The 21806-nt window shown below is 66.1% G+C and carries 20 protein-coding genes; 10 read left to right on the top strand and 10 right to left on the bottom strand.

What is annotated here, in order from left to right; genetic code table 11:
• Positions 1-1838 (top strand): lytic transglycosylase domain-containing protein (locus GJ693_RS01800; protein WP_207789945.1); only part of this gene is annotated, 1838 nt, incomplete at its 5' end.
• 5 nt (positions 1839-1843) lie between these two features.
• Here the strand turns inward: GJ693_RS01800 and GJ693_RS01795 are convergent.
• Positions 1844-2242: a GFA family protein gene (locus GJ693_RS01795; RefSeq protein WP_197041878.1), complete on the bottom strand. Its 399-nt coding sequence runs from the start codon at positions 2240-2242 to the stop codon at positions 1844-1846.
• Positions 2243-2316: 74 nt separating this feature from the next.
• On the bottom strand, positions 2317-2685 hold the full coding sequence (locus GJ693_RS01790; RefSeq protein WP_156254624.1) for a VOC family protein: 369 nt from the start codon (positions 2683-2685) through the stop codon (positions 2317-2319).
• Between the two features lie 81 nt (positions 2686-2766).
• On the opposite strand from GJ693_RS01790, the gene moaB reads away from it, so the two are divergent.
• The 5 genes from moaB to GJ693_RS01765 all read left to right on the top strand — a co-directional run bounded on the left by moaB (position 2767) and on the right by GJ693_RS01765 (position 6447).
• The gene (gene moaB, locus GJ693_RS01785) at positions 2767-3294 is read left to right on the top strand and encodes a molybdenum cofactor biosynthesis protein B (RefSeq protein WP_156254623.1); all 528 of its coding nucleotides are present in this window, start codon (positions 2767-2769) and stop codon (positions 3292-3294) included.
• Between the two features lie 3 nt (positions 3295-3297).
• Positions 3298-3750 (top strand): hypothetical protein, encoded by a 453-nt coding sequence (locus GJ693_RS01780; protein WP_156254622.1) that lies wholly within the window; start codon positions 3298-3300, stop codon positions 3748-3750.
• Between the two features lie 51 nt (positions 3751-3801).
• Positions 3802-4875 carry a PA0069 family radical SAM protein gene (locus tag GJ693_RS01775; protein WP_156254621.1) on the top strand — a complete coding sequence of 358 codons (1074 nt, stop codon included), beginning with the start codon at positions 3802-3804 and terminating at the stop codon, positions 4873-4875.
• Positions 4876-4999: 124 nt separating this feature from the next.
• Entirely contained in the window at positions 5000-6061 is a 1062-nt protein-coding gene (locus GJ693_RS01770) for a class I SAM-dependent methyltransferase (RefSeq protein ID WP_156254620.1), read from the top strand.
• 41 nt (positions 6062-6102) lie between these two features.
• Positions 6103-6447, top strand: coding sequence for a tRNA-binding protein (locus tag GJ693_RS01765; RefSeq protein ID WP_156254619.1), 345 nt, complete (start codon positions 6103-6105; stop codon positions 6445-6447).
• Here GJ693_RS01765 and GJ693_RS01760 read toward each other — a convergent pair.
• The 4 genes from GJ693_RS01760 to GJ693_RS01745 all read right to left on the bottom strand — a co-directional run bounded on the left by GJ693_RS01760 (position 6444) and on the right by GJ693_RS01745 (position 10576).
• The gene (locus GJ693_RS01760) at positions 6444-6830 is read right to left on the bottom strand and encodes a VOC family protein (protein ID WP_156254618.1); all 387 of its coding nucleotides are present in this window, start codon (positions 6828-6830) and stop codon (positions 6444-6446) included. The genes GJ693_RS01765 and GJ693_RS01760 overlap by 4 nt on opposite strands.
• 112 nt (positions 6831-6942) lie before the next feature.
• The gene (locus GJ693_RS01755) at positions 6943-8586 is read right to left on the bottom strand and encodes a long-chain-fatty-acid--CoA ligase (protein WP_328598810.1); all 1644 of its coding nucleotides are present in this window, start codon (positions 8584-8586) and stop codon (positions 6943-6945) included.
• A gap of 273 nt (positions 8587-8859) precedes the next feature.
• A complete protein-coding gene (locus tag GJ693_RS01750; RefSeq protein ID WP_156254617.1) occupies positions 8860-9681 on the bottom strand; it encodes a CDP-alcohol phosphatidyltransferase family protein in 822 nt (273 codons plus the stop codon).
• Between the two features lie 49 nt (positions 9682-9730).
• Complete coding sequence (locus tag GJ693_RS01745; RefSeq protein ID WP_156254616.1) at positions 9731-10576, bottom strand: phosphatidylserine decarboxylase; 846 nt, start codon at positions 10574-10576, stop codon at positions 9731-9733.
• 82 nt (positions 10577-10658) lie between these two features.
• Here GJ693_RS01745 and GJ693_RS01740 point away from each other — a divergent pair, with 82 nt between their 5' ends.
• The 4 genes from GJ693_RS01740 (at position 10659) to GJ693_RS01725 (ending at position 16187) form a co-directional block, all read left to right on the top strand.
• Positions 10659-11216: an LOG family protein gene (locus tag GJ693_RS01740; RefSeq protein ID WP_235902548.1), complete on the top strand. Its 558-nt coding sequence runs from the start codon at positions 10659-10661 to the stop codon at positions 11214-11216.
• 65 nt (positions 11217-11281) lie between these two features.
• Positions 11282-12505: an NADP-dependent isocitrate dehydrogenase gene (locus tag GJ693_RS01735; RefSeq protein ID WP_156254614.1), complete on the top strand. Its 1224-nt coding sequence runs from the start codon at positions 11282-11284 to the stop codon at positions 12503-12505.
• A 43-nt stretch (positions 12506-12548) separates the two neighbouring features.
• Positions 12549-14381: a DUF885 domain-containing protein gene (locus tag GJ693_RS01730; RefSeq protein WP_235902547.1), complete on the top strand. Its 1833-nt coding sequence runs from the start codon at positions 12549-12551 to the stop codon at positions 14379-14381.
• 57 nt (positions 14382-14438) lie between these two features.
• Positions 14439-16187, top strand: coding sequence for a cation:proton antiporter domain-containing protein (locus GJ693_RS01725; RefSeq protein ID WP_156254613.1), 1749 nt, complete (start codon positions 14439-14441; stop codon positions 16185-16187).
• On the opposite strand, the gene GJ693_RS01720 is transcribed toward GJ693_RS01725, so the two are convergent.
• The 4 genes from GJ693_RS01720 to recA form a co-directional block, all read right to left on the bottom strand.
• Complete coding sequence (locus GJ693_RS01720) at positions 16184-16894, bottom strand: class I SAM-dependent methyltransferase (RefSeq protein WP_156254612.1); 711 nt, start codon at positions 16892-16894, stop codon at positions 16184-16186. The two genes, GJ693_RS01725 and GJ693_RS01720, sit on opposite strands and share 4 nt — an antisense overlap.
• A gap of 52 nt (positions 16895-16946) precedes the next feature.
• The gene (alaS, locus tag GJ693_RS01715) at positions 16947-19592 is read right to left on the bottom strand and encodes an alanine--tRNA ligase (protein WP_156254611.1); all 2646 of its coding nucleotides are present in this window, start codon (positions 19590-19592) and stop codon (positions 16947-16949) included.
• Positions 19593-19651: 59 nt separating this feature from the next.
• The gene (locus GJ693_RS01710) at positions 19652-20485 is read right to left on the bottom strand and encodes a class I SAM-dependent methyltransferase (protein WP_197041877.1); all 834 of its coding nucleotides are present in this window, start codon (positions 20483-20485) and stop codon (positions 19652-19654) included.
• 145 nt (positions 20486-20630) lie between these two features.
• Positions 20631-21704: a recombinase RecA gene (recA, locus tag GJ693_RS01705; protein WP_156254609.1), complete on the bottom strand. Its 1074-nt coding sequence runs from the start codon at positions 21702-21704 to the stop codon at positions 20631-20633.
• Positions 21705-21806: the final 102 nt, after the last annotated feature.

The following is a 21806-nucleotide window of genomic DNA, read 5'->3' as shown; positions in this document are numbered from 1 at the left end:
AGCCGCCAGTGCCGCCCACCCCGCCCCCGATCACGCCGCTGCCGCCGGCCGCGCAACCCATGCAGACGGTGACGGCCGAGCGCACCGGCATCACGCCGCGCCAGCGCATGGTGCCGCCGCAATTGACCGATGCCGAGCGCGCGGCGTTCCGGCAGATCTTCCTCGATCTCGATGCCGGCCGGCTGACCCAGGCCGAAGCCGCGCTGAATGCGCTCCCCGCCAGCCTGCTCAGCGAAACGGCTCGCGCCGCGCTGATCGTGGCGCGAAATGGCAGCCGGCAGACGCGAGCAGACCTGGTCACCTGGCTCAGCGCCAATCCCGATTTGCCGCTGTCGGCCAAGGTTGCCCGCATTGCCGAAGCGCTGCCGGGCGCCGACACGTCGCCGCTGCCGCTGCTGCCCGAAGCCCGCCCGTTCAAGACCGCCAGTGGGCCCGGCTTCCGCACCGCCAGCCTGCCGGCCGACAGCGAACTCGCAGCCCGGCTGAAGCCGCTGCTCGCCGCTGACCGCAACGACGAGGCGGAGCGGCTGTGGCTGGCGCAGGCGCCGCAACTCTCGCCCTTCGCCCGTGCCGATCTCGCGGCGCGCATCGCCTGGAACCATTACCGGATGGGCGATGATCTTGCGGCCTGGCGGATGGGACTGGAGGCTGCGGCCGGGCTGGGCCAGGGCGCATCCGACGGCGGGTGGACCGCTGGCCTTGCCGCCTTCCGCCTCGGCCGCTGGCGTGACGCGGCGGAGGCGTTCGATCTGGTCACCATGGGCCGCGACGACACCCGCGCTGCCGCCGCCTTCTGGGCCGGGCGCAGCTGGGGCCTTGCCGGTGACGAGGCCAAGCGCACGGCGCGACTTGGGCAGGCCGCGACGTCAGTGGCGAGTTTCTATGGCCTGCTCGCCCGCCGCACCTTGGGGGTGGATCAGGGCCTGGATTGGCGCGAACCCGATTTCATCACGGCGGACTGGAATTATCTCAAGGATGTCGCCGGCGCTCGCCGCGCTGCAGCGCTGGTCGAAATCGGCCAATTGGGCCTCGCGGATCGCGAGTTGCGCCACCTGGCAGCGACCGCGCCGGCCGATGCCTATCCTGCCATCCTGCGTCTTGCGGCCCGGCTCGATTTGCCAGCAACGCAATATAGCCTCGCCACCAAGCCGCCCGTTGGCCTGGAAGCGCCGCTGTCCGCTCGCTACCCCGCCCCCGATTGGGTGCCCTATCGCGGCTGGCGGGTGCCGCGCGCGCTGGCCTTTGCCCATGCCCTGCAGGAATCGGCCTTTGCCACCAGCGCCACCAGCCGGGTCGGCGCCAAGGGGCTGATGCAATTGATGCCCGACACGCGCGCGCTGGTGGCGGCCCGCATCGCGCGGGAAAATCCGGATCTGCTGCAGGGACCGCTGGGCCAGGGCGACATGGCCGATCCCGCCTATAATTTCGAGCTGGGCCAGACCTATCTCGAGGTACTGGGCCGCATGGGCCTCACCGCCGGCCTGCTGCCCAAGGTGATCGCGGCCTACAACGCCGGGCCGGGTGCCGTGCAGACCTGGAACCGCACGCTGGATGACCAGGGCGACCCGCTGCTGTTCATCGAATCCATCCCCTATCGCGAAACCCGGCACTATGTCGAAATCGTGCTCAGGAACCTGTGGATGTACGAACTGCGCGACGGCCAGTCCCCCGCCTCGCTCGATGCCATTGCGCAGGGCCTGTGGCCGCGCCTGCCTGGCCTGGGTGGGCAGCTGGCGGTGAAGCGCGAGCCACTCCCGATCCGGCCACGCCCGGAACCGGGCAGCTTCACCCCGGAAACCTGGTCCACCGACGATCGCGCCGTCGCCGGCGGCAAGTAAGCGCCTTATTCGGGGAAGCGATCGAACGTCGGCAATTCGTGCGCTGTCGCCATCCAGCTGATGCGCTCGGCGACCTGGATATGGCCACTGGCCGGAAACGCGTCCGGATCGTCGAGCGTGGCGGCCTGCACATCAACGATGCCGGGCAGATAATCGGCATTGCGATAATAGAGGCCCGATCCGCAGCGCGGGCAGAAATGCCGCCAGGCCTGGCCCGACGAGTTGAACGCCACCGGCTCACCCCTGGTCAGCCGGAAATTCGCTTCGGCAAAGGCCGCCCACGCCACCAGCGGCGCACCGGCACTCTTGCGGCAATCCTGGCAATGGCACAGCGCCACATGCTGCGGCGGCCCCTCCACCTCATAGCGCACGGCGCCGCAATGGCACCCACCGGCGTTTATCATTCGTCCCTCCCGATCAGATCTGACCAGAACATAAAAGGAACACGCGCCGCCCGCAAGCCGGCCCACACCCGCCGTCAGCGCTGCTGGGCCAGGCTGAGCAGATTGCCTTCGCTGTCGTTGAACCAGGCGATGCGAGACCCGCCGTCGGGCGCATTCCAGATACCAGCCGCGTCCTGGCCAAAGCCGGGATAGATCAGCATCTCGACCCCGCGCGCTTTCAGTCCGGCCACAGTGGCGGCGGCGTCGTCCACTTGCCAGCCGAGCACCGGATATTTGCCCGGTTCCCAGTCGGGGATCGTGGTCAGCCGGATAAAGCCGTCGCCGCAGGGAAATTGATCGCCAAAGGGATCAATGGCCGGCGCGCCGATATCAAAGACCGGGCCCAGCGTGTCGCGATAAAAGGCCCGCGCCCGGTCGCGATCCGCCACACAAATCAAGGCCATCACGCGTGCCATCGTCTTGACCCCTGCCCTTCGCTGTTCTGCCACCATGACAAACCGGCAAGGAACAGTTTAGCTTCTTCCATGCCCATTGATGAGTCGCTTTCTTTCGTGCCCCTGCACATCGCTGTCGCGACGGTGAGTGACACCCGCGTGCCGGAGAATGACACATCGGGGGACACGCTGGTTGCCCGGCTGACCGGCGCCGGCCACCATCTCGCCGCCCGCGCCATCATCCGCGACGAGGTGCCGGCGCTGGTGGCGCAGCTGAACGCCTGGATCGATGATCCCGCCATCGATGTCATCATCACCACCGGCGGCACCGGGGTCACCGGCCGCGATGTCACTCCAGAAGCGTTGGACCAGGTGACGGAAAAACAGATCCCCGGCTTTGGCGAATTGTTCCGCTGGCTCAGCTTCCAGACCATCGGCACCTCCACCATCCAGTCCCGCGCCTGCGCCGGCCTGGCGCGCGGCACCTATATCTTTTGCCTGCCCGGCTCGACCGGCGCCGTGAAGGACGGCTGGGACGGCATCCTTGCCAGCCAGCTCGACGCCCGGCACCGGCCGTGCAATTTCGTCGAGCTCCTGCCCCGCCTGCGGGAGCGCTGAGCCGTGCGCTATTTCCTCGATTGCGAATTCAATGGCTTCGACGGCCCGCTGATCTCGATCGCGCTGGTGCCCGAAGTGGAAGGCCATGGCGATTTCTATGCCGTGCTGCCCTGCCACCGCCCGATGCGCTGGGTGGAAGAGCATGTGATGCCCCACCTGGGCGCTGCTCCGCAAAGCCGGGCCGATGTGGTGGCAGCACTCACAGCCTATCTGCTCGGCGATGCCGCCCCAGTTCTGGTCGCCGACTGGCCAGAGGATATTGCCCACGCTGCCGCTCTCCTCGCCTTCCGCGGCCGCCGCATCGTGCCACAGGTGCGCTTCGATCTGCTCAACCTGCCTGGTTTCGACACCGCCAGCATGAGCGCCCGGCCCCACAACGCCCTTGCCGATGCCCGCGCCCTGCGCACCGAAGTCTTGACCCGCGAGGCGTTGGCGCTGGGCCAGGTCGCCGCCTGACAAGGGCATTTTGTTCTTTTTCTGTTCCCATGTTCCGGCTATGCTGGTGTCATGGCCACGCCTCCCCCGCCAAAAGGCCGCGGCGCCACGCTGAACGCCACACCGGTCCGGTTCGGGCTCGCGGCACGCGAGGCCGATGGCGACTGGCTGGATGCGGCCACCACGATTGACTGCGCGCCGCCACCGCTGCGCACCACGGTGACGGTGGAACGCGCGCGCACCATCATCACCCGCAACCAGTCGCCTGATGTGCCGTTCGATCGCTCGATCAATGCCTATCGCGGCTGTGAGCATGGCTGCGTCTATTGCTTTGCCCGTCCCACCCACGCCTTTCACGATCTGTCACCTGGCCTCGATTTCGAAAGCAGGCTGTTTGCCAAGCCGGATGCGCCAGCGCTGCTGAAGGCCGAACTCGCCAAACGCGGCTACCAGTGCCAGCCCATCGCGCTGGGCACCAACACCGATCCCTATCAGCCCATCGAGCGCGAATGGACGATCACAAGGCAGATCCTGGATGTGCTGAACGCCTGCCACCACCCCGTCACCATCACCACCAAGAGCGATCGGGTCTGCCGCGATCTCGACCTGCTGGCCGCCATGGCCGCCCGCAATCTCGCTGCCGTGATGATCAGCGTGACGACGCTCGATCCCCGCCTCGCCCGCCTGATGGAACCGCGGGCCGCCACCCCGCCGCGCCGGATTGCCGCCATCCGCGCCCTCAGCGCCGCTGGCCTGCCGGTCTATGTCTCGCTGTCGCCAATGATCCCGGCCATCAATGATCACGAGATCGAAGCGATTGTCGAAGCCGCCGCAAACGCCGGTGCCGTGGGCGCCTATTCCATCCCGGTGCGCCTGCCGCACGAGGTGGCGCCGTTGTTTCGCGACTGGCTGGCCACCCACTTCCCTGATCGCGCTGCCCGGGTGATGCACCACATTGCCGACATGCGCGGCGGCAAGGACAATGACCCGCGCTTCTTCGCGCGCTTCCAGCCCCAAGGCGCCTATGCCACGCTGATGCGCCAGCGATTCCACAAGGCCTGCGCCGCGCACGGCCTCAGCCGCGACAGCTTCACGCTCGATTGCAGCCAGTTCCGTCCGCCCAACGATCAATTCAGCCTGTTCTGATTGTAAAACAAGCTTTTGTGGTCACCATTATCCGGTGCAGCCTTGACTTGTGACCAGCCAAGTTTAGGCATAATATTTCCGGCAGCGGTATTTTCCTGCTCCGGGGCACCGGGGGGTGGCGAACATGGCCGATCTTGATATGGACAAGCTGAACATGCTTGTCGGCAAAATGCTGGGCGATCTGGGCGGGGCGTTCAGCGTCCCCACCGTGCGCATCGGTTACAAATTGGGGCTGTTCAAGGCCTTGGCCGAAGCCGGCCCGCTCACCGCAGCGGCGCTCGCTGCCCACACCGGCCTGGCGTCGCGCTATGTGCAGGAATGGGCGATGGCGCAGGCCTGCAATGGCTATATCAGCCTTGATGCCGCGGGTGGTTTTTACCTCACGCCCGAACAGGCAATGGTTTTTCACGTTGAGGACAGCCCGGTCTATCTTGCCGGCGCCTTCGATCTCGCCGCCGCGATGGTGGAAGGCCAGCCCAAGGTGGAGGCCGCCTTCCACACCGGCCACGGCGTTGCCTGGGGGGAAAGTGCGGGCTGCCTGTTCTGCGCCGTCGGTGCCTTCTTCCGGCCCGGCTATGTCAATGCCATCGTCCAGGCCTGGCTGCCGTCGCTCGACGGCATGGTGCCGGCGCTGGAACGCGGCGTGCGCGTGGCCGATATCGGCTGCGGCGTCGGCTTTTCCACGCTGCTGATGGCGCAGGCGTTCCCCAACAGCCAGTTCATCGGCTATGATTTCCACGGCCCCTCAATCGAGCAGGCCAATGCCCACGCCGCCGCCCATGGCATCGCCGATCGGGTGCGCTTTGAAACCATGGCCGCCAAGGACATAAAGGATCGGGATTTCGATCTCGTCACCATGTTCGATTGCCTGCACGACATGGGCGATCCGCGCGGCTGCGCGGCGCATATCAAGACCATGCTCAAGCCCGATGGCCGCTGGATGCTGGTGGAACCGATCGCCCCGGACAAGCCGGCTGATGCCGTCGGCAACCCGGTGAGCCGGCTCTACTACAACGCCTCGACAATGATCTGTGTGCCCACGTCGCTGGCCCAGGAAGTCGGCGAAGCGCTGGGTGCCCAGGCCGGCGAAGCGAAACTGACCGAGGTATTGAAAGGCGCCGGCTTCGGCCATGTCCGTCGCGCCACCGAAGGCCCGTTCAACATGGTGCTTGAAGCCCGCCCCTGATCGCCTCTTGACCGTCGGGGCGCTGATGGCATGAACAGGCCATGCGCGCCCCGACGATCACATTCGATGATTTCCTCGCCGTCGACATCCGTGCCGGCACGGTGATCGACGCCCAGCCCTTCCCCGAAGCCCGCAAGCCGGCGATCAAGCTGGTCATCGATTTCGGGCCAGAGATCGGCGTCAAGAAAAGCTCGGCCCAGATCACCGTGCATTACACGCCAGAGGCGCTGATCGGCCGCCAGGTCATCGCTGTCGTCAATTTCCCGCCACGCCAGATCGGCAAGTACATGAGCGAAGTGCTGGTGCTCGGCCTGCCCGATGAGAATGGCGCCGTGGTGCTGTTGGGCCCTGACCTTGCGGTACCCAACGGCGGCCAGATGCATTAATCGACCACGTTCTTGCCGGGCGGATACCAGGTCACTTCCACCCGCAGGCCATCGGGATCGGGCATGAACAGCGCATGGGCGCCGCCGAGACGCTGGATCGGCTGGATGGCGTGCCCCTTGGCCAGCATCGCCGCGCGCAGATCCTCCACGAATGCCGCATCCGGCGCCCCAAAACCAAGATGATTCAATCCGGGTCCGCGCCGCTCATAGCCGCGCGTGCCCGCTTCTGCCGCCAGCACCTGCAGGTGCAGGCCGGCATCGTTGACCCAGATGTCCTCCCGCCGTTGCGCAAAGCCCAGCAGCGGCAACAGATCGCCATAAAAGACCCGGCTGGCCGCCACATCGCGGCCCATGATGACGAGGTGATCGAGGGGAAGAGTCATGGCAGCAGTCCTGCATCGGATGGTCTGCTGGAACATCGTGGCAAAGGCGCGACGCGTTAACCCCCACCGCCGCCAATCTCTTGTTGGCAGCGGCAAACATGGGCTTTGGCGCTCATGCCGTCGGCAGCTTGTAGTCCTTGTACTGCTCGCGCAGCGCGGTCTTGAGCAGTTTGCCGGTCGCCGTGTGTGGAAGGCTGGGAACGACGACCACGTCATCCGGCGTCCACCATTTGGCGATCTTGCCGTCGAGATAGGCGAGCACGCTTTCCCTGGTCACCGCCGCACCGTCCTTGGGCACCACCAGCAGCAGCGGGCGTTCGTCCCACTTCGGGTGGTGCACACCGATCACGCAGGCTTCAGCCACGCCGGGCGCGCCGACGGCGACATTTTCGAGGTCAATCGAGGACACCCACTCGCCGCCAGACTTGATCACATCCTTGGCGCGATCGACGATCTGCATATAGCCCAGCGGATCGAGCGTCGCGACGTCACCCGTGTCGAACCAGCCATCGGCATCGAAGGCCGATGCGCCATCGCCCTTGAAATAGCTGCCGACGATCCACGGCCCCCGCACCAGCAGGCGACCAAAGGCCACCCCGTCGCGCGGCAGCTCCGCGCCATCGTCATCCACGATCTTCATCTCGACGCCGAACAGGCCGCGGCCCTGCTTTATCCGCATGTCGAGCTGTTGCCCGTAACCCATTGCATCTGTTTCCGGAACGCCCGTGCCGACCGTGCCAAGCGGGGACATCTCCGTCATCCCCCACAGCTGCAGCACGCGCACGCCCAATTTGTCATAGGCTTCGATCATCGCGCGCGGCACAGCCGAGCCGCCAATGGCGGTTCTGTTCAATTTTCCAAGGCTTTCGCCGGTCTTTTCCAGATGCTGCATCATGCCCAGCCAGATGGTCGGCACGGCCAGCGCCAGATCCACCTCTTCCTCCACGATCAGCTTGTGCAGGGTGGGCGGATCGAAATTGGGCCCACCCATCACCAGCTTCGCGCCAGCGGCTGCCGCGGTGTAGGGGATCGACCAGGCGTTGGCGTGATACATTGGCGCGATCGGCAGCACGACGGTGCGGGCGCCCATGCCAAACACATCGGTGGCGCACGCCGCCATGGCGTGCAGCACGTTGGAGCGATGGCTATACTGCACGCCCTTGGGATTGCCGGTGGTGCCGCTGGTGTAACACAGGCCGGCTGGCGCGGTTTCCGGCACCGGCTCCCACGGTTCGTCCACGCTCTCGGCGGCCAGCAACTCCTCATAGCAGAGCAGGTTCAGGCTGCAGTCGGCCGGCATGTGAGCGCGATCGGTGAGCAGCACATAATGTTCGATTGTTGAGAAACTTGGCGCCAGTTTCTCAACCAGTTTCACAAAGGTCAGATCAAAGAACAGCACCCGGTCTTCGGCGTGGTTGGCGATATAGATGATCTGTTCCTCAAACAGGCGCGGGTTGATGGTGTGGGCGACGCCGCCCATGCCGGAAATGCCGTACCAGCTTTCGACATGGCGCCAGGTGTTCCACGCGAGGGTGGCGATGCGATCGCCCGGCTTCATGCCCAGCCGCCGCAGCGCGCCGGCCACCTGCCTGGCACGGCCGCGCACTTCGGCCCAGTTGGTGCGGTGCTTGGGCCCTTCGCAGCTCAACGACACGATCTCGCGCTTGGCGTGATAGATGGCGGCATGGTCGATCAGCTTCCCCACCAGCAGCGGCCAATCCTGCATCGTGCCCGACATAGTCTCTCCCCAGATCATGGGCGCACCACCCTCCCCGGCCGGCGCGCCTTGCCAAATGGTCATAGCCGCGCCGGCAGGCCGGTGAAAGAGGGACTTGACGCGGGGAACATTTGCGGAACATAAACGGTAGAACAGAAACGGAACACGACGGCGATTCGACGCCGATCGAAAGGACCGGATGATGACGATGCTGCTGATGCTGCTGGCCTGTGTGGCCGCCTGGGCTCTGGTGGGCCTGATGCTGGGCGATGCCCGCCTGCTGCTGATCGATGCCCTGCGTGGGCAACCGGTTCAGGGCGGTGGCTGGATGCCGTCGGCGGCGCGCGTCTCGACGGCGCGGCCGCTGCCTTCGCGGGCCTTCAGCCGGGCATAACTGCTCACCGCAAACGGCAGGGTGGCAGCATAGGCCACCACAACCAGCGTGAGCGTTGGCCAGGGATTGGTGAACAGCGCCCCGGCAAACAGGCCGACCGCGCCCAATGCGGGCAGCCGCCACGTCGAGCGCAACCGCAACGAGCCCCAGCTGTAGCTGGGCAGGCTGGACACCATCAGGAAGGCCACGCACAGCGAGATGGCAGCGACCACGCTGGCCCGGATCGCCAGATCATCCAGAAACGCCGGGGCAAGCCAGAATTGCAGATAGAGCGGGCTGAGCGCCAGCCCTGCTCCCACCGGTGCCGGAATGCCCGTCAGATAGCCCAGGCGCTTATGCGGCTGGTCCTCTGCATCGATCTGGGCGTTGAACCGTGCCAGCCGCAGCGCGCAGGCAATGGCGTGGGCCAGCGCAATCACCCAGCCAAATCGGCCCGGCAGATGCTGAAGCGCCCACAGATAAAGCACCAGCGTTGGCGCCACGCCAAAGGCGGTCACGTCTGACAGCGAATCCAGTTCGGCGCCAAAACGGCTGGTGCCCTTCAGCAGGCGGGCAATGCGGCCATCAATGCCATCCAGCACCCCGGCCAGCAGGATCGCGCCCACCGCCTTTTCCCACTCGCCGCCAATGGCAAAGCGGACGCCGGTCAGGCCGAAGCACAGCGCCAGCACCGTCACCGCGTTGGGGATCAAGGCACGCAGCGGGATGCCGCGGCGGCGGGGCGGGTCCGTCTCGCTCATGCCGCCAGCATCAGCGCGCCGGCACCGCGATGCAAGTCAGCGCATTTGCTCACTGGGCTTGCGCACCCTGCAGCAGCGGGCTGCCCTTCACTGCCAGGATGGTTTCGCCGGCAATGGCGCGCTGGCCCACGGCCACGGCCGGCACATAGCCGGCCGGCAGGAACACATCGACGCGGCTGCCAAAGCGGATCAGGCCAAAGCGTTCGCCCACCTTCAGCACCTGGCCGACATCCACCCACTTCATGATGCGCCGCGCCACCAGGCCAGCGATCTGGGTGAAGCCCACCCGCACACCGCTGCTGTCTTCCATCACGAAATATTGCCGCTCATTCTCCTCGCTGGCCTTGTCGAGATCGGCATTGAGGAACTTGCCCGGCACATAGACGATGCGTGTCATTCGCCCGGCGATCGGCGCGCGGTTCACGTGCACATCAAACACGTTCATGAACACCGAAATGCGTGTCACCTGGCCTTCTGCCAGCCCGCCCTCGCCCAGCAGCTGGCGCGGCACGTCAACATTAGTGATCAGGCTGATCAGGCCATCGGCCGGCGACACGATCAGATTGTCGGCCAGCGGCGTCACCCGCACCGGATCGCGGAAGAAGGCGGCGACCCAGATCGCGATGCCGACCAGCACGAAGCTCAACGCCGTCCATTCCAGCACCAGGCCCGTAAACAGCACGGCCGCCAGCGCGATGCCGACGAACTTGCGCCCTTCCGGGTGCATGTCGGGCAGGCGATATTTGGCGGACTCGCCGGGCACCAGCGGCAACGGGCCGGGTGGCACTTCAGGTGGTGGTGGTGGCTGTGTGGCCAGCGGCTGCGGCGCGTCCTTCAGCGCGTTCAGTTCGGCCTCGAGCTCCTCGATGGTCAATTTCTTGTCAGGATCAGTCATCCGGCTGCTTTAGCCCCGTCATACGCCGCTTGGCAATTCGTCGTGCATTGCGCCCGGCTCGCCGATACGCCACAGGGCGGCGATGATCCGATCCCTGCTGCTCTTCTGTGGTTCCCGCACGGGCCATGATCCCGCCCATGCCGAACTGGCCGCCGGCCTGGGCCAGCTGTGCGCTGCCCGTGGCATCACGTTGGTCTACGGCGGCGGCCGCGTGGGCCTGATGGGGGTGGCGGCGCGGGCCTGCAAGGCCGATGGCGGCCGCGTCATCGGCATCATCCCGCGCCTGCTGATGACCACCGAGGTCGCGCAGGACGGGCTGGACGAGCTGCACGTCGTCGAAACCCTGCACGAGCGCAAGGCGCTGATGCACCGCCTGTCAGATGCCATCATCGCCCTTCCCGGCAGCATCGGCACGCTCGACGAGCTGTTCGAAAGCCTGACCTGGCGCGAGCTCGGCATCCACGACAAGCCGATCTGGCTGCTCGGCGGTCAGGGTTATTGGCAGCCGCTTGCCGACCTGCTGGCCCATATCGGCGCCGCCGGCTTTGGCCCGCCTCACCTCGACAGCCTCGCCGAACCGCTGGACAATCTTGCGGCCCTGTCGGAAAAGCTCATGGAAACGGGGGGAAGCGGCCATTGACCATGGCCCGCCTGACCTCCTAAGAGCCTGCTTCATTAGGTCGCAGGAAATGCAGGAAGCGCACGATGCCGAAGATCAAGGTCGCAAACCCCGTCGTCGAACTGGATGGCGACGAGATGACCCGGATCATCTGGCAATGGATCCGCGAGCAGCTGATCCTGCCCTATCTCGACATTGACCTGAAATATTACGACCTCGGGATCGAGAACCGCGACGACACCAACGACAAGGTGACGGTCGAATCCGCCAACGCGATCAAGCAGTTCGGCGTGGGCGTGAAGTGTGCCACCATCACGCCCGACGAAGCCCGCGTGAAGGAATTCGGCCTCAAGCGGATGTGGAAATCGCCGAACGGCACCATCCGCAACATCCTGGGCGGCGTCGTCTTCCGCGAGCCCATCGTCATCAAGTCCGTGCCGCGCCTGGTGCCGGGCTGGACTGATCCGATCGTCATCGGCCGCCACGCCTTTGGCGACCAGTATCGCGCCACCGATTTCAAGGTGCCCGGCCCCGGCAAGCTGACCATGCGCTGGGAAGCCCAGGATGGCAGCGGCGTGATCGAGGAAGAGGTGTTCGATTTCCCGTCGGCTGGTGTCGCCATGGGCATGTACAACCTCGATGACAGCATTCGCGATTTCGCCCGCGCCTGCCTCAACTATGGCCTGGTGCGCGGCTGGCCGGTGTATCTCTCCACCAAGAACACCATCCTCAAGGCCTATGACGGCCGCTTCAAGGACCTGTTCGAGGAAATCTACACCGACGAATTCAAGGCCCAGTTCCGCAAGGCCGGCATCGTCTACGAACATCGCCTGATCGACGATCTGGTCGCCTCGGCGCTGAAATGGTCGGGCAAGTTCATCTGGGCCTGCAAGAATTACGATGGCGACGTGCAGTCGGACATGGTGGCCCAGGGCTATGGCAGCCTTGGCCTGATGACCTCCATCCTGCTGACACCCGACGGCAAGACGGTGGAAGCCGAAGCCGCCCACGGCACCGTGACCCGCCATTATCGCATGCACCAGGAAGGCAAGCCGACCAGCACCAACCCGATCGCCAGCATCTTCGCCTGGACCGGCGGCCTCAAGCACCGCGGCAAGCTGGACGGAACCCCGGCCGTGACCAAATTCGCCGAAACGCTGGAGCGCGTCTGCATCGAAACGGTGGAATCGGGCGCGATGACCAAGGATCTGGCGCTGCTGATCGGCCCTGATCAGGCCTGGATGACGACGGAGAAATTCTTCGAAGCCATCCGCGCCAATCTCGACAGCGCCATCGCCAAGGGGCTGTAACCCGCACTTGCCCTCCCCCGCCCGGCCCGCCAATAGACGGGGCATGATTGGGGAGAGCAAGATGCAGGATTTGACCATCACCCGCCGCGCGCTGCTGGCGGGCACGGCCGCACTGGCGGTCTCCGGCCCGGCCGCCGCCCTCACCGGTCCAACACCGGCCGATGCGCAATTGCTCGCCCTGTTCGATGCGATGTTTGCCGAAGGCATTGCCGATGCACCGGAACGGGCGACGGCGCTCGGCCTCGATACTGGCACCAATGCCGGACTGAAATCGCGCTTGTCCGATTACAGCCGCGCCGGCCGTGACGCCGATCTGGCCCGCGCCAGGAGCCAGCTCGATCGGCTTCGGGCGATCCAAGCCGACGATCTGTCGCCGCCGCGCCGCCTCGATCGCGACGTGGTGGAGTATGATCTGTCGCGCCGGGTGATGAACGAGACGCGCTTCCGCTTTGGCAGTGCCGGCGGCAATTTCGCGCCCTATGTGCTGACCCACAGCGACGGCGCCTATCGCGAGGTGCCGGGCTTCCTGGAAAGCCAGCACCGCGTTTCCAACGCCAGCGATGCCGAAGCCTGGCTGGCCCGCCTGTCGGCCTTTGCCGGCGCGATCGATCAGAACACGCAGCGCCTGAACGAGGAAGCCGCGTTGGGCGTGGTGCCGCCGGCCTTCCTGCTTGATCTGGCCCTGCCGCAGATGCGCCGCTTGCGCGACACGCCGCCGGCTGAATCGGTGCTGGCCGCCGCCCTCGCGCGCAAGGCCGCCGAAGCCCGTGTGGACGGCGATTGGGCCGCGCGTGCCGCTGGCATCGTCAGCGGCGAGATCGCCCCGGCGCTGGATCGCCAGACTGCCGCCGTCACGGCTCTGCGCGCCAAGGCCAGCATGGATGCCGGCGTGTGGAAGCTGCCCGATGGCGCTGCCTATTACGATGCCGCGGTCAAATCCTCGACCACCACCGATTACAGCGCCGAGGAGGTGCACCAACTCGGCCTCGCCCAGGTTGCCGACATCTCGGCCCAACTGGATGGCCTGCTGAAGGGCCAGGGCCTAACCCAGGGCACAGTTGGACAGCGGCTGGTGGCGCTGAATGAGCGGCCCGACCAGACCTATCCCAACACCGATCCCGGCAAGGAAGAGCTGCTCGCCGAACTGCGCCGCCATGCTGCGGCCATGTATCCGCAATTGAGCCGGCTGTTCATCAGCCAGCCCAAGTCAAGGCTGGACGTGAACCGCGTGCCGCCCGCCATCCAGGAAGGCGGCGCCGGCGCCTATTACAGCGCCGGCACCCCCGACGGCACCCGCAACGGCACCTTCTTCATCAACCTGACCGACAGTTTCGACCGGCCGAAGTTCGGCCTGCCCACCGTCACCTTCCACGAAGGCGTTCCGGGCCATCATTTCCAGGTGATGCTGGCGCTGGAAAGCCCGGACGTGCCGCCGATCCGCCGCCGCGCCGGCTATTCCGCCTACACCGAAGGCTGGGCACTCTATGCCGAGACCCTGGCCGACGAGATCGGCTATTACGACGGCAATCCGCTGGGCCGCATTGGCTATCTGCAAAGCCTGTTGTTCCGTGCCACGCGCCTCGTTGTCGATACCGGCATCCATCACAAGCGCTGGACCAAGGACCAGGCCATCGACTGGATGGTGGGCGCCACGGGCTTTGCCAAGGGCCGCACCACCCGCGAGATCGTGCGCTATTGCGCGTCGCCGGGTCAGGCGCTCAGCTACAAGATCGGCCACACCAAGTGGCTGGCCGTGCGCGAGGCGGTGAAGGCGAAACAGGGCGCCGCCTTCGACATCCGCCAGTTCCATGAAATCCTGCGGCTGGGCTCCATGCCGCTGGTGCTGTTCGAACGCGAGGCGCTGCGCCGGGCCTGACCGGCACCCGTTGCCGCCACACGTGACAAGCCGGAATGCAGCCGCCATGGTGCCGCCATGGCGCTGAACCTGGAATCCACCGCCTTCAAGGACATGGTGCTCGTGCTCGGCGCGGCCGGCCTGGTGATTCCGGCATTCGCGGCGCTGCGCATCTCGCCGGTGATCGGCTTCATCCTGATCGGCGTCGCCGCCGGGCCGTTCGGGCTGGGCCAGTTGCCGGGGCTGGAATGGCTGGCGCTCTCCAACCCAGAATCGCTGGCCGCACCGGCCGAACTCGGCGTCGCGCTGCTGCTGTTCGCGCTGGGGCTGGAGCTCAGCCTGGATCGCATCCGCATCATGCGCAGCCTGATCCTGGGCTTTGGCAGCCAGCAACTCTTGCTGTGCGGCGGCCTGATCGCCGCAGTGCTGGTGTTTGCCGGGCTGCCGTTGCTGCCAGTGGTGGCGCTGGCCACGGCCATGGCGCTGTCGTCTACGGCGGTGGGCCTGCAACTGCTGTCGGCCAGCGGGCGCGTCAACAGCCAGGCCGGGCGCAAGGCGGTGGGCGTGCTGCTGTTCCAGGATCTGGCGCTGGCGCCCGTCCTGCTGCTGATCGGCGCCGGAAGTGGCGGCAATTTCGGCCGCAGCCTCGCCATCGGCATTGGCGCCTTGATCGGCATTGCCCTCTTTGCCCGCCACATGGTGCCGCCGCTGTTCCTGCAGGCCGCCCGCACCCGCCGCTCCGAATTGTTCCTGGCGGCCGCGCTGGTGGTTTTGATCGGATCGGCGGCCACGGCGGCCGCCGCCGGCCTGTCACCGGCGGTCGGCGCGCTCACCGCCGGGCTGATGCTGTCGGCCAGCGACTATCGCCGCCAGATCGAAGCGGCGATCCAGCCCTTTGAAGGCCTGCTGCTCGGCGTGTTCCTGATCTGGGTCGGCAGTGGCCTCGATCTGGCCGCCATTGCCGCCGATCCCTGGCCGGTGCTGGCCGGCACCGCCATCGTGCTCTCGCTGAAGGCCGGCGCTGTCTATGGCCTGCTGCGCCTGCAGGGTACCCGGCGCGGCGTTGCCGGCCATGTCGCGCTGCTGCTGGCCAGCCCGTCGGAAACCAGCCTGATCGTGCTCGCAGCAGCAACCTCGGCGCGGCTGATCGGCGGCAGCACCGCCGAAATGGCGCTGGCTGTCGCCTCGCTCACCCTGGCGCTGGCGCCGCTGCTTGGCCTCGCTGGCGCCAGGCTGGAGGCCCAGGCCAGCGAGGAGCGCGACGATCCTCCCGCCGATCACGCCGCCGGGCAGACGGTGATCATCGGCTTTGGCCGCGTCGGCCGGCTGGTGGCGCAGATGCTCGACATGCACGGCCAGCCCTGGATGGCGGTGGACTCCGATCCTGACGAGGTGCAGCGCCTGAAACGCGGTGGCAAGCCGGTGATCTATGGCGATGCCCGCCGGCCGGAGCTGGTTGACCGACTGAAGCTGGACCAAGCCCGCGCCGTGGTGCTGACCATCGACGACATGCGCATGCTCGATCTCCTGATCCGCCGCATCCGCCTCCACCATCCCGATCTGTGCATCGTGGTGCGCGCCCGCGATGCCGATCATGCCGCCATGCTCTATGCCGTCGGTGCCACGGATGCGGTGCCGGAAACGGTGGAATCCAGTCTGCAACTTGCCGAGGCTGTGCTGGTTGACCTGGGCGTGCCGATGGGGCCGGTGATCGCCTCCATTCACGAAAAGCGCGACGAGCTGCGGGCCCAGATCAAGAGCGGTGGCACAACGCTGAAGCGCCCGCCGCTGCGCACTCTGCGTCGCGGCCCGGCAAAGGGCGATTAGGCCGGCTTGCGCCACGCCATCACGTGAAAATTCGGCACCCGGTTGTAACGGTCACGCTTGTCAGCCGGGCCGCCTGTTGCCGGCGGTTCGTCGAAATGGGTGAGCATGAGGCCGTGGCCAAGCAGCGCCTGCATGTAGCGTTTTAGCGGTCGGTGGTGATTGATGATGTCCACCCCGCGCCAGGCGGTCCGACGCGGTCGTTCTTCCAGATAATGATCAATGGGGAAGCTCGGCTCACCGATCAGCGGCTTCACCCAACCAAGATACACGGCGGCGGTGTTGAATGCGGTGAGATTGGCGATCAGCAGATGGCCGCCTGGCCGGATCGCGGCGACGATGCGGGCCAGCGCCGCATCCAGATCAGGCATGTCGATCAGCGAGAGATAACAGACGGCCATGTCGTATCCGCCCCTGTCCACCTTCATGGCCTCCGCCGTGGCAATGCGATAGTCACCGTCGGCATGCAGCGCGCGGGCCTGCGCAATCAAGGCGGTGGCCGGATCAATGCCGGTCGTGGCAATGCCACGTGCCTCAAGCATCCGGCAGAACCGGCCTTCACCGCAGCCGACATCGAGCACACGCGCCGGGGCGAGCTCATCCACCAGCGCCAGCATGGGTGCATCGAGCACGTGCACGCGGCCGAAATCGCCGCTGTCACCCTGAATGGCGATCCAGGCCGCCGCCGATGCTTCCCATTGCTCGCTCATCTTGCCGCACCTCAATCCGGGGCGCGGCGTGTGGCCGGTCAGCGGCGAAAGGTCAAGCCAGTGCGGCTTTCACCGCAGCAATCGCGTCTGCCGCCTTGTCGGCATCTGGGCCGCCGGCCTGTGCCATGTCGGGCCGGCCGCCGCCGCCCTGGCCCCCCAGTGCCGCCGCCGCAACGCGGACGAGGTCCACCGCGGAACGCGTGGCCACCAGATCATCGGTCACGCCCACCGCAACGCTGGCGCGGCCGTCGTTCACCGCAACAATTACCGCGATGCCGCTGCCCAGCGCCTGCTTGGCCTCGTCAACCAGCCCACGCAGCGCCTTGGCTTCCAGACCGTCGAGCACCTGGCCCTGGAAAGCGATGCCGTTCACCATCTCGGGGCCCGCCTTGGGGCCGCTTGCCGGGCCAGCCAGGGCCAGCGCCTTCTTGGCATCGGCCAGTTCGCGTTCGAGCCGCTTGCGTTCGTCGATCAGCGTAGCAAGACGCGCTGGCACTTCCTCGGGACGCGCCTTGATGGTTGCAGCCGCTTCCAGCAACAGGGCTTCTCGCTCATTCAGCCATTCGCGGGCAGCAATGCCGGTCTTGCCCTCGATGCGGCGCACGCCACTGGCGACGGCGCTTTCGCTCGTGATCTTCAACAGGCCGATGTCGCCCAATGCGCCGACATGGGTGCCGCCGCACAGTTCCACCGAATAGGTGTCACCACCATCATCGGCGCCCATCGACAGCACGCGCACTTCCTCGCCATATTTCTCGCCAAACAGCGCCATGGCGCCAGCCTCGATGGCGGCATCGGGCGTCATCAGCTTGGTCGATACGGCGCGATTGCCCAAAATCTGGGCGTTCACATCGGCTTCCACCTGCGCCAGTTCGGCCGGCGTCATCGCCTTCTGGTGCGAGAAGTCGAAGCGCAGATAATCCTCGCCGACATAGCTGCCCTTCTGCGTCACATGCGTGCCCAGGCGGCGGCGCAGCGCGGCATGCAGCAGGTGGGTGGCACTGTGAGCGCGCCGGTGGGCGCCGCGCTGCGGGGCGTCGACATCCAGCTTCACGACATCGCCCACGGCCAGCGGCCCGGCGGTCAGCGTCACGTCGTGCAGGTGCAATTTGCCGAGCGCCTTGCGCGTGTCGGCCACGCGGCTGGACAGGCCCTCGCCCCAGCTGATGGTGCCGCCGTCGCCCGCCTGGCCGCCGCTTTCGGCATAGAAAGGCGTCTGGTTGGTGATCACCACGATCTTGTCACCGGCGTTGGCAGCGTCGATCTGCTTGCCGTCCTTGACCAGCGCGACGACCTTGGCCTCGCCGGTCAGGCTGGTGTAGCCGGTGAACTCGGTGGCGCCTTCGGCTTCGACGATGTCGAACCACACCGCGGCGTCCTTGGCTTCACCCGAACCGCTCCAGGCGGCGCGGGCCAGGCGGCGCTGTTCGGCCATGGCGGCATCAAAGCCGGCGCGATCGACGGCAATGCCGCGCGCCCGCAGCGCATCCTCGGTCAGGTCATAGGGGAAGCCATAAGTGTCATAGAGCTTGAAGGCGACGTCGCCGGGCAGCGTGCCGCCCGCAGACAGCTTCGCCGTCGCGTCCTCGAGCAGGCCAAGGCCGCGCTCCAGCGTCTGGCGGAAGCGAGTCTCCTCCAGCTTCAGCGTCTCCTCGATCAGTGCCTGTGCCCGGCCGAGTTCCGGGAAGGCCTGGCCCATGGTCGCCATCAGCGCCGGCACCAGCTGGTGCATCAACGGCTCCTTGGCGCCCAGCAGATGCGCGTGGCGCATGGCGCGGCGCATGATCCGGCGCAACACATAGCCGCGGCCTTCGTTGGCCGGCAGCACGCCATCGGCAACCAGGAAACCCGACGAGCGCAGGTGATCGGCAATCACCCGGTGCGAGGCGCGGGCTTCGGCGGTCAGCGCCTTGCCCACCTTGTCCTCGCTGGCGGCGATCAGCGTCTTGAAGGTGTCGGTGTCATAATTGTCATGCACGCCCTGCAGCACGGCGGCGATGCGTTCCAGCCCCATGCCGGTATCGATGCTGGGGCGCGGCAGATTGAGGCGGGTGTCGCGATCAACCTGCTCATATTGCATGAACACCAGGTTCCAGATCTCGACAAAGCGGTCGCCATCCTCGTCCGGGCTGCCGGGCGGACCGCCAGCGATGTGGGCGCCGTGATCATAGAAGATTTCCGAGCAGGGCCCGCACGGGCCGGTGTCGCCCATCGACCAGAAATTGTCGTTGGTGGCGATGCGGATGATCTTGTCTTCGGGCAGGCCGGCGATCTTCTTCCACAGGCCGGCGGCTTCGTCGTCGGTGTGATAGACGGTGACGCACAGCCGGTCCTTGTCCAGCCCCCATTCGCGGGTCAGCAGGTCCCAGGCCAGGGTGATCGCCTGTTCCTTGAAATAATCACCGAACGAGAAATTGCCCAGCATTTCAAAGAAAGTGTGATGGCGGGCGGTGTAGCCCACGTTGTCGAGATCATTGTGCTTGCCGCCGGCGCGCACGCATTTCTGGCTGCTGGCGGCCTGGGTATAGGGGCGCGATTCAAGGCCGGTGAAGACATTCTTGAACGGCACCATCCCGGCGTTGGTGAACATCAACGTCGGGTCATTCTGCGGCACCAGCGGTGCTGACGGCACGACTGTGTGCCCCGCCTTGGCGAAGTGATCGAGGAAACTCTTGCGGATGTCGTTCGACGATATCATGGCGCAAGCGCTTAACGCCCGATGCGGCCAGCGTAAAGGGCGGCGGCAGCCGCTCTCATTCAAGCCCGCGCTGTCACCAGCCAGACCGCGCCGGGCAGGCGAACCTGGCCATCCTGCAGGTGGGGCTGCAACGCCGCCGCAAGCGCCGGCTTGGCGGCCTCGCCAATGCCCGCTTCCCGCACCGCGCGGGCCGCCGGGCCAATGCGCAGATTGAAGGTGACCGCAGCGCCGACCGGGTCGTCGCCGTCGCCCACCATCATCTCGAACGGCAGGCTGAGGAAGCCGACATCCTGCCAACCGGCTGCCTCCATCATGGTGGCAACGCGGGCGGCATCGGCAAAGGCAAAGGGACCCGGGGCATAGGGATCGGAGGGCGGTTGGGCCGGCAAAAGACTGGCCAGCGCCGTCAGCGGCAGCGTTGCCCACTGGTTCCGCGCGGCGGGCTGCCAGCAGGCGAAGACCAGCCGGCCGCCGGGGGCTGCCAGGCCATGGAGGTGGGTGAAGGCCGCCTGCGGATCAGCAAAGAACATCACGCCAAAGCGCGACAGGATCAGATCAAAGCCGCTCTCCTCCGCCCACACCGAGGCATCGGCCGCAATGAACTCAGCCTCGCTCAACAGCGCTTCGGCGCGTGTCCGGGCGCGGGCCAACAGCGGCTCGGAAATGTCGAGGCCGATGGCGTGGCCACCCTCCCCCACCACGGCATCCATCGCCAACGTGGTCTCGCCAGCACCGCAGCCGATATCGAGCACCAGTTCGCCGGCCTGTGGGCTGGCGGCGGCGAGCAGGGCCGCCGTGACTGGCGTCAGCGCCAGGTCCATGCGCTCCTGCATCTGCACCCAGGTCTCGCCAACCTTGCCGTTCCAATATTCGATCTGCTCGGCGTTGCTCATGCCAGGCTCCTTGCGGCTGCGCATCCTTCCTGCGCAAGCGCCGAGGCCAGGTCAATCGTTCCGAACGCTGCTCACGGGCAACAAAAAAGGGGCGGCCAGTGGGTGAGGCCGCCCCTTTCCTGTGGGAAACGCAGAACGCTGCTGTTTACATCTCGTCATCGCCGGCATCGTCGTCTGCAGACGGGCCGACCATCAGTGCATCGGATATACCGGCGGCATTGTCGCGGATCACCCGTTCGATCTTGGCGGCGACGTCCGGATTTTCCTTCAGATATTTCTTGGCGTTCTCGCGGCCCTGGCCAATGCGCACGCTGTCGTGGCTGAACCAGGCGCCCGACTTTTCCACCACCCCGGCCTTGACGCCGAGATCGAGGATTTCGCCGATCTTGGAGACACCCTCGCCATACATGATGTCGAACTCGACCTGCTTGAACGGCGGCGCCACCTTGTTCTTCACCACCTTCACGCGGGTGGTGTTGCCCACGATATCGTCGCGATCCTTGATCTGGCCGGTGCGGCGGATGTCGAGACGGACCGAGGCATAGAATTTTAGCGCGTTGCCGCCGGTCGTGGTTTCCGGGTTGCCGTACATCACACCGATCTTCATGCGCAGCTGGTTGATGAAGATGACCAGGCAGCGCGAACGGCTGATCGAGCCGGTGAGCTTGCGCAGCGACTGGCTCATCAGGCGGGCCTGCAGGCCGACGTGGCTGTCGCCCATCTCGCCTTCGATTTCCGCGCGCGGCACCAGTGCGGCGACCGAATCGACCACCAGCACGTCGATGGCGTTGGAGCGCACCAGCGTGTCGACAATCTCCAGCGCCTGCTCACCCGTATCGGGCTGCGAGACGATCAGTTCGTCGATATTGACGCCCAGTTTCTTGGCATAGACAGGGTCCAGCGCATGTTCGGCATCGACGAAGGCCGCGGTGCCGCCGTTCTTCTGCGCCTCGGCGATGGCATGCAGCGCCAACGTCGTCTTGCCGGAGCTTTCCGGGCCATAGATTTCCACGACACGGCCACGCGGCAGACCACCGATGCCGAGCGCGATATCAAGACCGAGCGAGCCGGTGGAGATCGCCTCCACCTCCATCGCGTCGCGCTGGCCCAGTTTCATCACCGAGCCCTTGCCGAACGCACGATCAATCTGGGCCAGTGCCGCTTCCAGCGCTTTTTGCCGATCCATTCCCGATTCCACCACCTTGAGTGCTGTTGCCATGACCCTGGTTCCCTTCCCTGAAGCCGCGTTCGACCTTCGTCAACGGCTTTTGATGTACACCAATTGTTCTAGGAGAACAAGGGGGGAACGAATGCCCACCGA

The sequence above is a fragment of the Sandarakinorhabdus oryzae genome, from assembly GCF_009733735.1.
GTDB classification, from domain to species: domain Bacteria; phylum Pseudomonadota; class Alphaproteobacteria; order Sphingomonadales; family Sphingomonadaceae; genus Sandarakinorhabdus; species Sandarakinorhabdus oryzae.
This window is presented reverse-complemented; position numbering and strand designations above follow the sequence as displayed.

What these genes read in the sequence shown, in the direction of transcription:
- GJ693_RS01755 (WP_328598810.1), bottom strand. Translation starts at nt 8,586, where the DNA reads ATGATCTGGGGAGAGACTATGTCGGGCACGATGCAGGATTGGCCGCTG.
- GJ693_RS01735 (WP_156254614.1), top strand. Translation starts at nt 11,282, where the DNA reads ATGCCGAAGATCAAGGTCGCAAACCCCGTCGTCGAACTGGATGGCGAC.
- GJ693_RS01790 (WP_156254624.1), bottom strand. Translation starts at nt 2,685, where the DNA reads ATGGCCTTGATTTGTGTGGCGGATCGCGACCGGGCGCGGGCCTTTTAT.
- GJ693_RS01765 (WP_156254619.1), top strand. Translation starts at nt 6,103, where the DNA reads ATGCGCGCCCCGACGATCACATTCGATGATTTCCTCGCCGTCGACATC.
- GJ693_RS01795 (WP_197041878.1), bottom strand. Translation starts at nt 2,242, where the DNA reads ATGATAAACGCCGGTGGGTGCCATTGCGGCGCCGTGCGCTATGAGGTG.
- GJ693_RS01725 (WP_156254613.1), top strand. Translation starts at nt 14,439, where the DNA reads ATGGCGCTGAACCTGGAATCCACCGCCTTCAAGGACATGGTGCTCGTG.
- GJ693_RS01770 (WP_156254620.1), top strand. Translation starts at nt 5,000, where the DNA reads ATGGCCGATCTTGATATGGACAAGCTGAACATGCTTGTCGGCAAAATG.
- GJ693_RS01740 (WP_235902548.1), top strand. Translation starts at nt 10,659, where the DNA reads ATGATCCGATCCCTGCTGCTCTTCTGTGGTTCCCGCACGGGCCATGAT.
- GJ693_RS01750 (WP_156254617.1), bottom strand. Translation starts at nt 9,681, where the DNA reads ATGAGCGAGACGGACCCGCCCCGCCGCCGCGGCATCCCGCTGCGTGCC.
- moaB (WP_156254623.1), top strand. Translation starts at nt 2,767, where the DNA reads ATGCCCATTGATGAGTCGCTTTCTTTCGTGCCCCTGCACATCGCTGTC.
- GJ693_RS01730 (WP_235902547.1), top strand. Translation starts at nt 12,549, where the DNA reads ATGATTGGGGAGAGCAAGATGCAGGATTTGACCATCACCCGCCGCGCG.
- GJ693_RS01760 (WP_156254618.1), bottom strand. Translation starts at nt 6,830, where the DNA reads ATGACTCTTCCCCTCGATCACCTCGTCATCATGGGCCGCGATGTGGCG.
- alaS (WP_156254611.1), bottom strand. Translation starts at nt 19,592, where the DNA reads ATGATATCGTCGAACGACATCCGCAAGAGTTTCCTCGATCACTTCGCC.
- GJ693_RS01720 (WP_156254612.1), bottom strand. Translation starts at nt 16,894, where the DNA reads ATGAGCGAGCAATGGGAAGCATCGGCGGCGGCCTGGATCGCCATTCAG.
- GJ693_RS01745 (WP_156254616.1), bottom strand. Translation starts at nt 10,576, where the DNA reads ATGACTGATCCTGACAAGAAATTGACCATCGAGGAGCTCGAGGCCGAA.
- GJ693_RS01710 (WP_197041877.1), bottom strand. Translation starts at nt 20,485, where the DNA reads ATGAGCAACGCCGAGCAGATCGAATATTGGAACGGCAAGGTTGGCGAG.
- GJ693_RS01775 (WP_156254621.1), top strand. Translation starts at nt 3,802, where the DNA reads ATGGCCACGCCTCCCCCGCCAAAAGGCCGCGGCGCCACGCTGAACGCC.
- recA (WP_156254609.1), bottom strand. Translation starts at nt 21,704, where the DNA reads ATGGCAACAGCACTCAAGGTGGTGGAATCGGGAATGGATCGGCAAAAA.